This is a genomic window from Burkholderia arboris, assembly GCF_902499125.1.
Taxonomy (GTDB): domain Bacteria; phylum Pseudomonadota; class Gammaproteobacteria; order Burkholderiales; family Burkholderiaceae; genus Burkholderia; species Burkholderia arboris.
The window spans coordinates 58,867-74,562 of the sequence record NZ_CABVPX010000040.1 but is presented as its reverse complement, the minus strand read 5'-3'; the positions used below and the strand labels follow the sequence as shown (position 1 = coordinate 74,562).

14 protein-coding genes and 1 pseudogene are annotated in these 15,696 nt (G+C 58.4%); 9 read left to right on the top strand and 6 right to left on the bottom strand.

What is annotated here, in order from left to right; translation table 11 throughout:
- Positions 1–276 precede the first annotated feature (276 nt).
- From BLA15945_RS33400 to BLA15945_RS33390, 3 genes and pseudogenes are all read right to left on the bottom strand, one after another.
- The gene (locus BLA15945_RS33400; RefSeq protein ID WP_174994361.1) at positions 277–522 is read right to left on the bottom strand and encodes a SymE family type I addiction module toxin; all 246 of its coding nucleotides are present in this window, start codon (positions 520–522) and stop codon (positions 277–279) included.
- 224 nt (positions 523–746) lie between these two features.
- Positions 747–920: pseudogene (locus tag BLA15945_RS33395) on the bottom strand (IS256 family transposase); the annotation flags it as partial.
- A gap of 99 nt (positions 921–1,019) precedes the next feature.
- Positions 1,020–1,682 (bottom strand): Eco29kI family restriction endonuclease, encoded by a 663-nt coding sequence (locus tag BLA15945_RS33390; protein WP_174994360.1) that lies wholly within the window; start codon positions 1,680–1,682, stop codon positions 1,020–1,022.
- Between the two features lie 476 nt (positions 1,683–2,158).
- On the opposite strand from BLA15945_RS33390, the gene BLA15945_RS33385 reads away from it, so the two are divergent.
- The 5 genes from BLA15945_RS33385 to BLA15945_RS33365 all read left to right on the top strand — a co-directional run bounded on the left by BLA15945_RS33385 (position 2,159) and on the right by BLA15945_RS33365 (position 6,950).
- Entirely contained in the window at positions 2,159–2,899 is a 741-nt protein-coding gene (locus BLA15945_RS33385) for an FRG domain-containing protein (protein ID WP_174994359.1), read from the top strand.
- Positions 2,896–3,969 (top strand): DUF262 domain-containing protein, encoded by a 1,074-nt coding sequence (locus BLA15945_RS33380; RefSeq protein ID WP_174994358.1) that lies wholly within the window; start codon positions 2,896–2,898, stop codon positions 3,967–3,969. Before BLA15945_RS33385 ends, BLA15945_RS33380 begins: the two co-directional genes overlap by 4 nt.
- A gap of 673 nt (positions 3,970–4,642) precedes the next feature.
- Complete coding sequence (locus tag BLA15945_RS33375; protein ID WP_174994357.1) at positions 4,643–5,062, top strand: very short patch repair endonuclease; 420 nt, start codon at positions 4,643–4,645, stop codon at positions 5,060–5,062.
- The gene (locus BLA15945_RS33370; RefSeq protein ID WP_174994356.1) at positions 5,062–6,285 is read left to right on the top strand and encodes a DNA cytosine methyltransferase; all 1,224 of its coding nucleotides are present in this window, start codon (positions 5,062–5,064) and stop codon (positions 6,283–6,285) included. The genes BLA15945_RS33375 and BLA15945_RS33370 overlap by 1 nt, the downstream gene beginning before the upstream one ends.
- Positions 6,282–6,950: an Eco29kI family restriction endonuclease gene (locus BLA15945_RS33365; protein ID WP_174994355.1), complete on the top strand. Its 669-nt coding sequence runs from the start codon at positions 6,282–6,284 to the stop codon at positions 6,948–6,950. Before BLA15945_RS33370 ends, BLA15945_RS33365 begins: the two co-directional genes overlap by 4 nt.
- A 159-nt stretch (positions 6,951–7,109) precedes the next feature.
- On the opposite strand, the gene gyrB is transcribed toward BLA15945_RS33365, so the two are convergent.
- The 3 genes from gyrB to dnaA all read right to left on the bottom strand — a co-directional run bounded on the left by gyrB (position 7,110) and on the right by dnaA (position 12,625).
- Entirely contained in the window at positions 7,110–9,584 is a 2,475-nt protein-coding gene (gene gyrB, locus BLA15945_RS33360; RefSeq protein WP_174994363.1) for a DNA topoisomerase (ATP-hydrolyzing) subunit B, read from the bottom strand.
- Between the two features lie 191 nt (positions 9,585–9,775).
- Complete coding sequence (gene dnaN, locus BLA15945_RS33355) at positions 9,776–10,882, bottom strand: DNA polymerase III subunit beta (protein WP_059232862.1); 1,107 nt, start codon at positions 10,880–10,882, stop codon at positions 9,776–9,778.
- Between the two features lie 168 nt (positions 10,883–11,050).
- Complete coding sequence (gene dnaA, locus BLA15945_RS33350) at positions 11,051–12,625, bottom strand: chromosomal replication initiator protein DnaA (RefSeq protein WP_217468177.1); 1,575 nt, start codon at positions 12,623–12,625, stop codon at positions 11,051–11,053.
- Between the two features lie 420 nt (positions 12,626–13,045).
- Here dnaA and rpmH point away from each other — a divergent pair, with 420 nt between their 5' ends.
- From rpmH to yidC, 4 genes are all read left to right on the top strand, one after another.
- The gene (rpmH, locus tag BLA15945_RS33345; RefSeq protein WP_004198824.1) at positions 13,046–13,180 is read left to right on the top strand and encodes a 50S ribosomal protein L34; all 135 of its coding nucleotides are present in this window, start codon (positions 13,046–13,048) and stop codon (positions 13,178–13,180) included.
- A 15-nt stretch (positions 13,181–13,195) separates the two neighbouring features.
- Entirely contained in the window at positions 13,196–13,657 is a 462-nt protein-coding gene (rnpA, locus tag BLA15945_RS33340) for a ribonuclease P protein component (RefSeq protein ID WP_059232864.1), read from the top strand.
- A 75-nt stretch (positions 13,658–13,732) separates the two neighbouring features.
- A complete protein-coding gene (gene yidD, locus BLA15945_RS33335) occupies positions 13,733–13,999 on the top strand; it encodes a membrane protein insertion efficiency factor YidD (RefSeq protein WP_059232865.1) in 267 nt (88 codons plus the stop codon).
- Positions 14,000–14,007: 8 nt separating this feature from the next.
- Complete coding sequence (gene yidC, locus BLA15945_RS33330) at positions 14,008–15,675, top strand: membrane protein insertase YidC (RefSeq protein WP_174994353.1); 1,668 nt, start codon at positions 14,008–14,010, stop codon at positions 15,673–15,675.
- Positions 15,676–15,696: the final 21 nt, after the last annotated feature.

The window sequence follows — 15,696 nt, the reverse complement described above, 5'->3', positions numbered from 1 at the left end:
ATTCCCGTGTGAAAGTAGGTAATCGTCAGGCTCCCTAAGCCAGAAACCCCCGCCCGAAAGGCGGGGGTTTTTGCATTGGTGCGGCGGAAATGTGTGGTGTGCCCGGCATAGATCACATCTCGTGCCGAATAGCTACACTGCACGGACCTGAGTGAGCGGCCCGCTGCAGTTTCAGAACGATCGTCGCTTGTCACAGTTACTAACGGTGCTGAGTATCGGGCACCGAGCCTACGTGCGGATAGTGACGTGCGACGCCTACCGTCGGCAACGCGCCGATCACATCGGCGTGATGATGAGTCGCTTGTGCTCGACATTAATCCGGACGCGTTCTCCTGCCTCGAATCCAGCCTCCTCAAGCCATACTCCCGCCAATTTGATCCACGGGTAATACGTCGTGTTCAGTTTTCGGTGTGCTCTGATGGCACGGAGGACCCTAGACAAGGAGTGATGGCGTGCTGACTCTTGAATCTTGACGAAGCGTTCCGTTACGACGGGGCGTGACTTATGATTGGCATTAGCCATTTCCGACTCCTAGTGTGAGTTGGTTGTGGTCAGCGGGTCGTATGGGTGGCAGCCCATGCGGCCCGCGCTTTTTGCGGTGACGCCATTTGAGTCTACCTAACTGGGTATCTCGAAATATGGAAAATTCGGGGGGTGGCCAAACGGCCTAGGTACGGAGGAGTCGTGGTCCATCACATGCCTTGAACCTGTCCGCATTTTCGTGGACGAGGCGGTTGAGCAACAAGTTATTCGCGCGCTTGCGTGAATCGCTCGCCGAAAAGGATAGCAAACTGGTTCATGGATGATTTCCAGTCGAAGGCGGCCCGCATCGTGTTGGCTAGCACATTGGGCTGCGCCAGCTAGAGCAGTTTGATCGCGGCCTCATCATTCGGGAAGTAGCCATCGGTCTTGGTGATCTTAGAGTGGCCGCTTCCCATCAAACGATGACTGCACTCAAACTAACTCGGCTGGAGCAGCACAACGCAGTAGTCAGTCCGAGCAGAACGCATGCAAAGACCTCACAGGAATCGCCTAATCTTCTCCAGCATCTTTGCTATACGTGGATCATTGGATCCTGCAGAGAGCTTGTGGATGCTTTCTTTAATTTTATCCTGGGCTAGTTGACCACGTTCCGCAGTGCCTGCTGGTCGTCCGCCGCGCCCCGGATGGAGTGAATCCCAAAGCGAAGGACGACTTGTCATACGCTCGCCGCCCACAACCTTACTCCCAAAACCCATACCGTTCCAAGCAGGACGAAAAGTAGTGATTAGAACTGATTCGGCAAGAGTAATATACGCATCGTTCAGTACAAGGTGACGGCAACGAAAATCCTCTAACCGGAGATCTAGATCATTCCCCGCATCCTGAATCGCGCGAATCGATTCCGCATGTTGACCAAGTCGTTCCCAGATCTTAGCTCTGGTTGTGGGCCTTGGGTTGAAACCCTGCTTCGCGTTCTCACGCACCGCCTTTCCAATGTAAACCGGATAGCGTGTGCCACCAGCACCGTCTAGAGTGAGCAAATCGGCATAGGCAGAGTGATTGCCCGTGTAGTAAAGGGCATAGACTCCGGCTCCGGTGAATGATGTCTTCGGAGGGAGCGGCAGGAGAGGCTGCTCTAGTAGCTCAACGGCGAGAGTAACGCCGACATTTTCTACCGCGAGAGGATCGAAGGGCACCATATCTTACATTTCTGAGATAATCGCATAAGGTTACTCTATCTCGCCGCCACCTCCAACCGCAGTGAGCATGAGCAGCGAAGCTCGAGAGAATGACATAAGGTCATAAGCAGAGACAGCGATTGCTGGTATACATATTCGGAGCAATCCGCTAGAGAGTTTTGAATGAACAAGCGCTTACTCGATTGTGTCGGTAACGGACTTGCAACATCACGTTAACGCTGTTCGTTGAAAATATTCGAAATTGCGTGATGTTATTATTCTGGTTTTAATGTTTTTTGTAAAACAGGATGCGACGTGAAGTGTGCAAATTTAGTTGCGATCTTCGAGAAATTGATTTGATGTTTTTTGATTTTTGATGTGTTGAGATTTACAATTCAATGCGTGTTGCATAAAATATGAATTGTCTTGATTAATCTGGATTGAGGTGATTTTTATAAAATTATATAATTTAACACCTCGGTTATATCAAGGATGATATGCGTCATAAAGAAAGAAAAATTAGGACCGTTGCGGATCTGTTGCGCGGTCTTCGAGACCATGTGCCTGACGGCGATATCGTGTGGTATCGAGGTCAAACGCGGGCCCAATGGGGTTTGACGCCTTCTTTGGCACGTGATGGAGGCATCCATTTGCCGAAAGAGGGCGCTATTGCGAAGCGGTTCATGCAAAATGCTACACAACTATTGGTTTCCCCGCCTGCTGATGAATGGGGTTGGCAATGGCTAATGCAACACCATCGAGTACCAACGCGACTTCTCGACTGGACGGAGAGTCCATTGGTCGCGCTTTATTTCGCAACGTCGAAAAATGATGACGAGGACGGAGCGTTTTGGTGTCTCGATCCAATCGCGCTAAATCGGCAAGCCAATGTGAAGTTTGCATACGAGCTGGAGCTGCCATCATTCAACGATGCGGCCCTGGGAAATTATTTGCCTAGCAAGATTGATCCTCGTGCACCGATGGACCCTGTGGCAGCTGTTGGGCCGCGTTCAAGCAAGCGAATGGCGGCTCAGATTGGTGCCTTCACAGTAAATCACGCGGTGTATAAACCGCTTGAGTTACTAGGCGATGAGAAGCATGTTTGGCGATACGTGATTCCGAAAGAGGATAAGGATTCGCTACGCAAAGAATTGATATATTTGGGATTTACGTCGTTGACAATATTCCCGGATTTGGACGAAATCGCGGCATTGATTAAACGGGAGTTTCTTGAATGAGCCAGTTTGAGCTATCAGAGCTCCGCGCCTCAAGCGTGTGGAATCTCTACAGAATGCGTGAGCGCATTCAAGTGAATCCAGATTACCAGAGAAGTGGTGAAATATGGAGCATGGATAAGAGGCGTTTATTGATCGATACCGTTCTTAATGGTTTCGATATGCCGAAAATTTATCTTCATAAATTTCCTCGTTCCAAAATAATTAAAGGTGTCACGTACGACTATGCAATTGTTGATGGTCGGCAGCGACTAGAAACCCTTTGGTCGTTTATCGCTGGAAAAATCGAACTTTCTGATGACTTTGAATACTATGCAGATCCGACGATTAAGGCTAATGGGATGACGTATGGGGATTTGGCTCAAAATCACCCGGATTTAAAGACGGATTTTGATAATTTTACGTTAAATGTAATAGCAATTGAAACCGAGGAACAGGATCTTATTGAGGAAATGTTTTCTCGCCTTAATGAGGCTGTACCTTTAAGTGCTGCTGAGAAGCGCAATGCCCGGCCAGGGCCCGTGCCAAAAAATACTCGTGACCTTTGCGCAGAACCATTCTTTGTACAGAAGCTGCCATTTAATAATAAAAGATACCGTCACTTTGATTTGGCTGTAAAATTTATATATAATGAGCAGAGGGGGGTGGTATCTGATACTAAAAAAGCATATCTGGATCGCTTTGCGCTCGAGCATGAGAATGAAAGTCGTGTAAAGAAGCTTGCGGGGTATACGGCGGCGCGCAAGACGGTTGAGGAAATGGCAAATATATTCGTTGATAACGATCCCTTGTTACGATCGATTGGGATGGTGATGCTGTATTTTCATCTTTTCCGTTTGGCGAGGAACGAAAATTGGCTAGACAAAATTACAAGAAGAAAGCTCTTGTCTTTTGATAAGCGTCGAATCGATAATCGAAAGCGAGCGGAGGAAGATATTACGTCTGCTAGTTACGATTTGCTTGAATTTGATCGATACGCTCAGTCGCCTAATGATGCTGTTGCGCTTAAATTTAGGCTGCAAGTTATATTAAAGGTCGTGTTCGGAATAGATCGAACAATGGAGTCGCTGTGAGGCGGAATTTGTGACTGTATTTCGGTGTGTTCGAAGTGGTCATTTTGGGTGTGCGCTGAGAGGAGCCCGCTCGCGTGGGTGGGCAATCTCTTATTTGGATGTTTACCGTTGTTGATGTGCGGAAGCCGGAGCGCCTACGCACTGAGTTGGATTGTTGCCTGTGGGCATTCACGTCTTGCGTGCTCTGGAGAAACTATCTCGGGGAGATGGGATAGGTCGGCAACCGACCGGAGTTCGTCAGAAAGGCGTTCGATTTATGGATGCACGAGCCCGACGTCGGTCGTCAGGTCGTCCCTATAAGGCTGGGGAAATTCACACATCGAAAGCATCATCTACGGGCACTGTGAAAAATGTTTGAACTAGTGCCCGCTCGTCGGTCTCGGCGATGCACGCAGACGAATCGAAGCGTGGCGCACGGACTGCAACTCCGGTGCGTCGGCATGGTGCCTTGAGGCAACTGGCGCCGGACCAATCGCGGCAATCGCATCAACCGAAAACCGGCGAGCCCACTAACTTACGAGTGGTGTACTCGAAGGGGGTAAGGTCACTTGGGCGAGCGCGACGCAAGTAACCATTGTCGGTGTGCGGTCTGTCGTAGCGAGACGCAACTTCTACCCTGTCGGCTTTCGCGAAACGTTACAATCGCTGTGGCAGCTATGCGTGGAGGTCCGCCTTGGACAGTCTGACTCCAACTGAGCGTAGCGAGCGCATGTCGCGCATCAAGGGCAAGAATACGAAACCGGAGCTTATCGTCCGGCGCCTAGTTTACCGGGCGGGGTATCGATACCGGCTTCATCGGGCGGAACTGCCGGGTCGACCCGACATGGTGTTCGTTAAGAGGCTCAAGGTAATTTTTATCCACGGTTGCTTCTGGCATCGACATGAGGGATGTCGGTTGGCGCGCTTGCCGAAGACGCGACTGGAATTTTGGCGCCCAAAGCTCGATGCGAACGCGGTGCGGGACAAAGAGGTGGAACAGCGGCTTGCCGAGCTTGGCTGGAAAGTAATGATCGTTTGGGAATGTGAAGTGAAGGACGAGGCAGCCCTGATGCCGCGCATCAAGGCCTTCTTGGACGACACGGAGAGCAATTGATGAAAGCTGTTGAGCTTTATGCAGGCGCCGGCGGCCTCGCGATGGGCGTTAGCCTCGCGGGGTTCAAGTCGTTGGCGGTTGTGGAATGGGATAAGTGGGCTTGCGACACGATTCGCGAGAACAAGCGACGTGGTTTCCCCCTCGTATCGGATTGGCCGATTCATGAGGGTGACGTTCGAAAATTTGATTGGTCGAGCCTCGAGAACGAGGAAATCGACTTGTTGGCTGGCGGCCCGCCGTGCCAACCGTTTTCAATGGGTGGCAAGCATCAGGCGCACGACGACACGCGAGATATGTTTCCAGCGACAGTCGACATTGTCCGCCGGTTGCGCCCAAAGGCTTTCATTGTCGAGAACGTGAAGGGGCTTACCCGATCGACGTTCGCGAACTACTACCAATACATTCTTTTGCAGTTGGAGTTTCCCGAGGTTCCAGCTCGCCGGAATGAGGATTGGTTTGATCACTTGCTGCGTCTCCAAGTTGAGCGGACGAGCGGCCGACAAAAAGGCAAGAGGCTGACCTATAACGTCGTCCCGACATTGGTCAACGCAGCCGACTATGGTGTTCCGCAAAAGCGCGAGCGCGTATTCATTGTTGGTTTCCGCTCGGATCTCGGCGTCGATTGGAGCTTTCCCCGTCAGACTCATAGCTACGATCGCTTGCTGCATGACCAATGGGTATCTGGCGAATACTGGGAGCGCCACGGTGTTGCCCGACGCAGTCGCCCGACCATGCCGAGCACTGTGGAATCGCGCGTGCGCCGGCTGGCGAGCTCGTTACCGTTTGCCGATGAATTGCCTTGGCGTACGGTTCGCGACGCGATCGCCGGACTTCCCAACCCGCAGTCGCGGACGGCGAACAATTATTCGGATCACCGATTTCAGCCGGGTGCGCGCGTCTATCCTGGCCACACCGGCAGTCCGCTCGATTTACCCGCCAAGACGTTGAAGGCCGGAGATCATGGTGTCCCGGGTGGAGAAAACATGTTGGTTAACACGGATGGGTCCGTGCGCTATTTTTCGATTCGAGAATCCGCGCGTGTTCAGACTTTTCCTGACGGTTTCGTTTTTCACGGCTCGTGGACGGAAACCATGCGTCAACTTGGCAATGCGGTGCCCGTCGCCTTGGGGCACGTGGTCGCTCGCAGCGTGGCCGAGAAGCTAGCGTTGGTTCAGCTTGATCAGCTTGCCCAGCAACGCGCCAACGTGCGAGGGGCCGCGTGAGGAATCTAAATGGCCACATCATTCCGTTCAATCCGCTCGACAAGAAGAATCTTGGCGCCAGCGTTGCCGAGGCGATGCTCGAACAGCGGCCTCAGCGATTGGACGAGCTGAAGCAGTTTTTTGGCGTTGGGATTTATGCCATTTATTACACGGGAGATTTCGAACCATACACACCCTTGGCCGAGCGAAATCGAAATGGGATGTTTCAGGTGCCAATCTACGTTGGCAAGGCTATCCCAAGGGGCGCTCGGAAAGGCGGTGGGGTCGGTGAAGTCCAAAGCCGCTCACTCTACGATCGCTTGCGCGAACATGCGGAAAGCGTCACTTTGGCGTCCAACTTGGATATCAAGGATTTTTACTGCCGCTTCCTTGTTGTCGACGACATTTGGATTCCGCTCGGTGAGTCGCTACTGATCGCGAAATTCGCGCCGCTCTGGAATTCGTCCATCGATGGGTTTGGGAACCATGATCCAGGCAGTGGTCGATACAAAGGGCTTCGTCCCCGTTGGGACGTCCTGCACCCTGGCCGTGCTTGGGCTGACAAGTGTCAGCCTCGTGAGGAAACGCAGGAGCATATCGCGCGTGACGTGAGCAACTACTTCATGACAATCGCATTCCCGGCGTCGCACCATGTCCTCGGACCGGACCAGCAACCGGAAACTTAAATTGTGGTGGCTTGTTCGCCTCTGGCTGGGCGTGCCTTCACGTTTTTTGCGGTTTGCAGTTCTTGATATGACCGAGAATAAGACGTTGGTGACCCACAATGCAAAAAAGGCTCCTTGGAGCCTTTTTTGTTTCTGTGTCGCTAACACTACCGTAATGCGTTAAACGTCAATATTCCCCGCCCGCAACGCATTCGACTCGATAAACGCCCGCCGCGGCTCGACATCATCCCCCATGAGGGTAGTAAAGATCCCATCCGCCGCAATCGCATCCTCGATCTGCACACGCAACAGACGCCGCACCGTCGGATCCATCGTCGTTTCCCACAGCTGCCCGGGGTTCATCTCGCCGAGCCCCTTATAGCGTTGTTTGGAGACGTTCCGCTCCGCATCCGCCAGCAGCCACTTCATCGCGCTCTTGAAGTCCGCGACAGCCATACTGCGCTCACCACGCTTGATGACCGCACCTTCCCCGATGAGCCCCTTGAACGTATTCGCGGTGGTCACGAGCTGCTGATAATCCGCCGTGTGCTGGAATTCCTGGTCGATGACTGAAACCCGCACGTTGCCGTGATGCGTACGTTCGACGTGCAGCGACCGCTGTTCGCGAACCGGGTCATACGAAGGCACGACACGCACTTCGTTCTTCAGCGCTTCATCATGCAAAGCAGCGTGAAGAGCCTTCGCCGAAGCCTCAGTCGAAGCCTCAGTGGAGAGGTCGATCACCACCCCATCCATAACGGCTTCCAGCGCGGCCGGGTCATACAACCGGCTCAACCGCTCGATCACGCTCTTCGACAGCAGGTACGACCGCGCCAGCTCCCCAAGCGCATCACCCGAAATCGCAGCAGCATTCTCACCCGGCACCAGCTCCGACCCCTGCAGCGCCAACCGCAGCATATGCGCGTTCAGCTCCACGTCATCCTTCAGATACCGCTCGTCCTTGCCCGCTTTGATCTTGTAAAGCGGCGGCTGCGCGATATACACGTACCCGCGCTCGATCATGTCCGGCATCTGGCGATAGAGGAACGTGAGCAGCAGCGTGCGGATGTGCGCACCGTCCACGTCCGCGTCGGTCATGATGATGATGCGGTGGTAGCGCAGCTTATCGAGGTTGTAGTCTTCCTTGCCGATCCCGCACCCAAGCGCGGTCACGAGCGTGACGATCTGTTCCGACGACAGCAGCTTGTCGTAACGCGCCTTCTCGACGTTCAGCACCTTGCCGCGCAGCGGCAGGATCGCCTGGAACTTGCGATCACGCCCTTGCTTCGCCGAGCCACCTGCGGAGTCGCCCTCGACGATGTAGATTTCGCACTTCGCCGGGTCTTTCTCCTGGCAGTCCGCGAGCTTGCCCGGCAGGCCGACGCCGTCGAGCACGCCCTTGCGGCGCGTCATCTCGCGCGCCTTCCGAGCAGCATCACGCGCCCGAGCAGCTTCAACAATCTTCCCGCAGATGATCTTCGCGTCGATCGGCGTTTCGAGCAGGAACTCTTCCAGCGCCTTCGCCACAACCTCTTCAACCGGCGCACGAACCTCGGAAGAAACCAGCTTGTCCTTCGTCTGCGAGCTGAACTTCGGCTCCGGCACCTTCACGGAAAGCACGCACGACAGCCCTTCGCGCATGTCGTCGCCGGTCGTCTCGACCTTCGCCTTCTTCGCGATCTCGTTATCGGTGATGTACTTGTTGATGACGCGCGTCATCGCGGCCCGCAGGCCGGTCAGGTGCGTGCCGCCGTCGCGCTGCGGAATGTTGTTCGTGAAGCACAGCACGTTTTCGTTGTAGCTGTCGTTCCACTGCATCGCGACTTCGACGCCCACGCCATCCTTCTCGCCGTTGGCGAAGAACACCGTCGGGTGCAGGTTGGTCTTCGTCTTGTTGATGTACTCGACGAAGCCCTTCACACCGCCGGCGAACGCGAAATCGTCTTCCTTGCCCGAACGCAGGTCCGTGAGGCGAATCCGCACGCCGTTGTTCAGGAACGAGAGTTCACGCATCCGCTTCGCGAGGATGTCGTAGTGATACTCGACCGTGCCGAAAATGGTCGGATCGGCCATGAAGTGCACTTCGGTGCCGCGGTTCTCGGTGTCACCCGTCACGAGCATCGGCGACACTTCCACGCCGTCCACCATCTCGAGCACGCGATCCTGCGCGACGCCGCGGTGGAACTCCATGAAACGCTTCTTGCCGCCGCGGCGCACGGTGAGGCGCAGCCAGCTCGACAGCGCGTTCACGCACGACACGCCCACGCCGTGCAGGCCGCCCGACACCTTGTAGCTGTTCTGGTCGAACTTGCCGCCGGCGTGCAGCTCCGTCATCACGATTTCAGCCGCGCTACGCTTCGGCTCGTGCTTGTCGTTCATCTTCACGTCGGTCGGAATCCCGCGGCCGTTGTCGGTCACGGAAATCGAGTTGTCGGCGTGAATCGTCACGTGGATGTCGTTGCAGTACCCGGCCAGCGCTTCGTCGATCGAGTTGTCGAGCACCTCGAACACGAGGTGGTGCAGACCGGTGCCGTCCGACGTGTCGCCGATGTACATCCCGGGGCGCTTGCGCACCGCTTCCAGACCTTCGAGGATCTGGATCGACGAGGCGCCGTAGCTGCTGTTATCGGGTTGCGAATTGTGCTGTTCACTCATGGATATCTTCCGGTTCTGCGAGGCCACTCTAGTGGCGGCGCGGTGCGTTTCAGCGAGAAATCGCCGGGCCGCTCCAGTTTCCTGGCTCGTCCACGGTGCCGGTCAGGCACCGAAAGGACGGGTTGTCGGTTCGCCATAAAAACGCCAAAGGGGCTTGCCGCCCCCTGGTGTGTGTCTTGATGTCGCGCGCGTCAGATGCGCATCGGCATCACGACATACTTGAACTCTTCGTTCTCGGGCACGGTGATCAGCGCGCTCGAGCTGGCGTCGCCGAGGCTCACCTGCACGGTGTCGACCTTCAGGTTCGCGAGCACGTCGAGCAGATACGTGACGTTGAAGCCGATGTCGACGGTGTCGCCCTGGTAGGCGATTTCCAGTTCTTCCTGCGCCTCTTCCTGATCGGCGTTGGTCGACATGATCTTCAACTGGCCCGGCGCGATGATGCAGCGTACGCCCTTGAACTTGTCCGAGGTCAGGATCGCCGCGCGCTGCAGCGAACGCTGCAGTTCTTCACGGCCGATCTCGAACGTGTTCTTGTGCGCCTTCGGGATCACGCGCTGGAAGTCGGGGAACTTGCCCTCGACGAGTTTCGACACGAGCTCGACCTGGCCGAACGTGAACTTGGCCTGGGTTTGCGCGATGTCGATGGTGACGGTGTCGTCGATGTCTTCGAGCAGGCGCTGCAGCTCGAGAATCGTCTTGCGCGGCACGATGACTTCCTGGCGGCCGAACGTGCCGCCTTCGAGCTTCATCGACGAGAACGCGAGGCGGTGGCCGTCGGTGGCCACGGCCATCAGCTGGTCGCCGTCGACGACGAGCAGCATGCCGTTCAGGTAGTAGCGGATGTCCTGCTGCGCCATCGCGAAGTGCACCATGCCGAGCAGCTGGCGGAACGACTTCTGCGGGACGGTCAGGGTCGCGCCGAAATCCTTCGCCTGCGCGACGGTCGGGAACTCGTCGGCCGCCAGCGTCTGCAGTGCGAAACGGCTCTTGCCCGATTGAACGGTGAGGCGCTTGTCGGCGAGCGACAGCGTGACCTGGCCGTCAGGCATCGCGCGCAGGATGTCGAGCAGCTTGCGCGCCGCGACAGTGGTCGCGATCTGGTCGCCGCCGACGCCGAAATCGGCGCGCGTGGTGATCTGCAGCTCCAGGTCGGTCGACAGGAACGAAACGTCCGGGCCGTTCTTGGTGATCAGCAGGTTGGCAAGGATCGGCAACGTATGGCGGCGTTCGACGATGCCGCTGACCGTTTGCAGCGGCCTGAGGAGGGTGTCTCGTTCGGTCTTGACCAGTTGCATAGAGTTCCTTCGTTGAGTAACGGCCTGCAGCGCAGCAGCCTCGCAGCGCCCCGCCGGCCGGGCTCTTGGCCCGCCACCACCGGGGCGGTCAAACCAGTATTGTGCCTCAAAACCGAACCGCCCCCCTTAAATTGGGGCGGAGGCCGAATTATCAAGCGCGCCGCGCGCTCAGCCCTTCAGCGTCTGTTCCAGCACGTGCAGCTCGTGGTTGAGCTGCGCGTCCTTGCTGCGCTCGTCGGCGATCTTGCGCACCGCGTGCAGCACGGTGGTGTGATCGCGCCCGCCGAACAGCTCGCCGATTTCCGGCAGGCTCTTCTGCGTGAGTTCCTTCGCGAGATACATCGCGATCTGCCGCGGCCGCGCAATGTTCGCGGGGCGCTTCTTCGAATACATGTCGGCGACCTTGATGTTGTAGAAGTCGGCGACGGTCTTCTGGATGTTCTCGACCGAAATCTGCCGGTTCTGCACGGTCAGCAGGTCCTTCAGCGCTTCCTTGGTCAGCTCGATCGAGATCTCGCGGCCGTGGAACTTCGAATACGCGAGGATCTTGCGCAGCGCGCCTTCGAGTTCGCGCACGTTCGAGCGCAGGTGCTTCGCGACGAAGAACGCGACGTCTTCCGACAGGTTCACGCCTTCCGACTGCGCCTTGCGCATCAGGATCGCGACGCGCATTTCCAGCTCGGGCGGCTCGATCGCGACGGTGAGGCCGGAGTCGAAGCGCGAGATCAGGCGATCGTCGATACCCGAGATTTCCTTCGGATACGTGTCGCTGGTGATGATCACCTGCGCCTTGTTCGCGACCAGCGCCTCGAACGCGTAGAAGAATTCCTCTTGCGTGCGCGACTTGCCGGAGAAGAACTGAATATCGTCGATCAGCAGCAGGTCGAGCGAATGGTAGTAGCGCTTGAAGTCGTCGAACGCCTTGCGCTGGTACGCCTTCACCACGTCGGACACGTACTGTTCCGCATGGATGTAGCGGATCCGCGCGCCGGCCTTGTCGAGCAGCAGCTGGTTGCCGATCGCGTGGATCAGGTGGGTCTTGCCGAGGCCGACGCCGCCGTACAGGAACAGCGGGTTGTACGAGATGCCCGGGTTGTCCGCGACCTGGATCGCGGCGGCGCGCGCGAGCTGGTTCGCCTTGCCGGTCACGAAGTTGTCGAACGTGAGCACGGGGTTCAGCTTCGAACGTTCGTACATCGAATCGGCTTCGCCGCCCGCCGGGGCCGCACCGGGACCCGGGCGCCACGTGCGGCGGCCGGCGGCCGCTTCGTGCGCGGGCAGGCTCGGCAGGTCGATGTCGGCGTCGTCGGCGTTCAGGTGATGCGCGGCGGCGGCCGACGGCGTCATCGGCACGTCGGCCGGCGCGGCGGGCGCACCCGCGGCATTCGCGGCGAGGTTGGCGGCGATCGCGGCGACCGTCGCGGCCGGGCCGCTCGGGGCCAGCGGCGTGCGCGGGGCGGCCGGCGCTGCACCGGTCGCGGCGCTGCGCATACCCGCCTTGGGATCGAGGACGAACTGGACTTCGATCGGCGCATTCCAGAAATCTCGGGCCAGATCGGAGATCCGTCCCGAAAACTGGCTCTTGACCCAGTCCAGCTTGAAGCGGTTCGGCGCGGCGATGGACAGCGTGTTCGCCGACGCATCGAAGGCCACCGGGGCCAAGGGTTTGATCCACGTCACGTACTGCTGGGGCGTCAGCTCGCGCTCCAGCAGTGCGGAACAGTGTTGCCAGAAATCGTTCATCAAGTAACTGTCGTTTTTTGCGTGCACAGCGCGGCTCGCCGGCGCCCTTGTCGCGGTAGCGCAACAAGGCCCGAAGCGGTCGTGCGAGCGTGCTTCGGACGCCTGCATCACAGTGTTGGAGGGGCAGGCGCGGGCCGAAGCGGCGTGCGGGATTCTTGGAGATAAGGCGAGATTCTACCGCCAAACGCGGCCACAGCGGGACTTATCCACAGGCTGGCTTTGTGGGGCGCGGGGCCGGATCACTCGGGGCGTGCACAGGCGATCGACTCCTAAAGTATTGACCGTCAAGAGAAAAACGGTTTAAATAGCGGGTTCCGCGAAAACCAATCCTGTATTCCCGGCGATTGCGTTCGCCCGAATGCCTCCGGTAAGGGCACGCGGTCCCCTGAATTTCGACATTCTCGAACAAGTGAGAACATCATGAAACGTACTTACCAACCGTCCGTGACGCGCCGCAAGCGCACCCATGGCTTCCGTGTCCGCATGAAGACGGCAGGTGGCCGCAAGGTCATCAACGCTCGCCGCGCGAAGGGCCGCAAGCGCCTGGCCATCTAAGGCAGGTTGCGCGCTGTGTCCGCCGTCCGCAGTCCTGCGGAAGGTACCGTCGAGCCGGGTGCGAATCCGTCGCAGACGAAAGCCGCCTTCCCGAAAGCTGCGCGACTTCTGAAAACGGATGAATTTTCATCCGTTTTTCGTTTGCGTCCCTGGCGGCGCTCCGCGCACTTCGTGATTTACGGCAAGCCGACCGGTCAGCCCGCGCGTCTGGGGCTCGTCGTCGGCAAGAAGTATGCGCCGCGTGCAGTAACACGTAACCTCGTGAAGCGGCTGGCGCGCGATCAGTTTCGCCTGCGCCGGGCCGAATTCGCCGGTTACGACCTGCTGCTGCGGCAGCACACGCGCTTCGACAAGAAAGCGCTGCCGAGCGCGGCTTCCGCCCCGCTCGCGGCGATGTGCGCGGCCGAGATCCGCGAACTGCTCGACAGGGCAGTCCGGGAAATCGCCCGCCGGGCGTCGAAGCCCGCGTCCGAGTGACGCATCCGTGCCTGGTGCGGCGTTCGCGCCTGCCCGGCCGGTTTTGACGCGGCGTCGTACGGCGCCGCCCAAGGTATGGAAACGGTATTGATCGCCTTGCTGCGCTTCTACAAGGTTGCCGTGAGCCCGATGCTCGGCAACCGTTGCCGTTTTTATCCTTCCTGTTCGGATTACGCGCGCGAGGCAATCCAGTATCATGGCGCCGCGCGCGGCACGTATCTCGCCGTCAGGCGCGTGTGCCGATGCCATCCGTTTTCCGCGGGCGGCATCGACCTCGTCCCGCCGCCCAACTCCGACACTCGCGCTAGCGGCGAAGCCGACGCGCGGTCCCATCGACTCTGAGACAACGCATGGATATCAAACGCACCGTCCTATGGGTGATCTTCTTCATGTCAGCTGTCATGCTGTACGACAACTGGCAGCGGTCCCATGGACGCCCGTCGATGTTCTTCCCGAGCGCCACGCAGACGACCCCCGCGGCCGCTGCCGGCGGTGCATCGGGCACGGGCGCGACGACGACGACCGCAGGTGAAGTGCCTGCTGCCGCAGCCGGCGCCGCACCGTCGACGACGGCACCGGCCGCCCAGGCGCAGCTCGTGAAGTTCTCGACCGACGTCTATGACGGCGAAATCGACACGCGCGGCGGCACGCTCGCGAAGCTGACGCTGAAGAAGCAGGGCGACGGCAAGCAGCCCGACCTGTACATCACGCTGTTCGACCACACGGCCGGCCACACGTATCTCGCACGCACGGGCCTGCTCGGCGGCGATTTCCCGAACCACAACGACGTCTACACGCAGCTGAACGCGGGCTCGACGTCGATGACGGGTGACCAGAACACGCTGAAGCTGTCGTTCGAATCGCCGGTGAAGGGCGGCGTGAAGGTCGTGAAGACCTACACGTTCACGCGCGGCAGCTACGTGATCGGCGTCGACACCAAGATCGACAACGTCGGCACGGCGCCTGTCATGCCGACGGTCTACATGGAACTGGTGCGCGACAACACGGCCGTCGAAACGCCGATGTTCTCGCACACGTTCCTCGGGCCGGCGGTCTACACGGACGCGAAGCACTTCCAGAAGATCAACTTCAGTGACCTCGACAAGAACAAGGCCGACTTCGTGAACTCCGCCGACAACGGCTGGGTCGCGATGGTGCAGCACTACTTCGCGTCGGCCTGGATTCCGCAGCAGGGCGTGAAGCGCGACATCTACGCCGAGAAGATCGATCCGACGCTGTACCGCGTCGGCGTGAAGCAGCCGGTCGCCGCGATTGCGCCGGGCCAGTCGGCCGACGTGCAGGCACGCCTGTTCGCCGGTCCGGAAGAAGAGCGCATGCTCGAAGGCATCGCGCCGGGCCTGGAGCTCGTGAAGGACTACGGCTGGGTGACGATCATCGCGAAGCCGCTGTTCTGGCTGCTCGAGAAGATCCACGGCTTCGTCGGTAACTGGGGCTGGGCGATCGTGCTGCTGACGGTCCTGATCAAGGCCGTGTTCTTCCCGCTGTCGGCTGCAAGCTACAAGTCGATGGCGCGGATGAAGGAAATCACGCCGCGCATGCAGGCGCTGCGCGAACGCTTCAAGAGCGATCCGCAGAAGATGAACGCCGCGCTGATGGAGCTGTACAAGACCGAGAAGGTCAATCCGTTCGGCGGCTGCCTGCCGGTCGTGATCCAGATCCCGGTGTTCATCTCGCTGTACTGGGTGCTGCTCGCTTCGGTCGAAATGCGCGGCGCGCCGTGGATTCTGTGGATTCACGACCTGTCGCAGCGCGATCCGTTCTTCATCCTGCCGGTGCTGATGGCCGTGTCGATGTTCGTGCAGACGAGCCTGAACCCGACGCCGCCGGACCCCGTCCAGGCGAAGATGATGAAGTTCATGCCGATCGCGTTCTCGGTGATGTTCTTTTTCTTCCCGGCCGGCCTCGTGCTGTACTACGTCGTGAACAACGTGCTGTCGATCGCGCAGCAGTACTACATCACGCGCAAGCTCGGCGGCGGCAAGAAGAAGCCTGCCTGACGCCCGTTGCAGTCGTGGGCG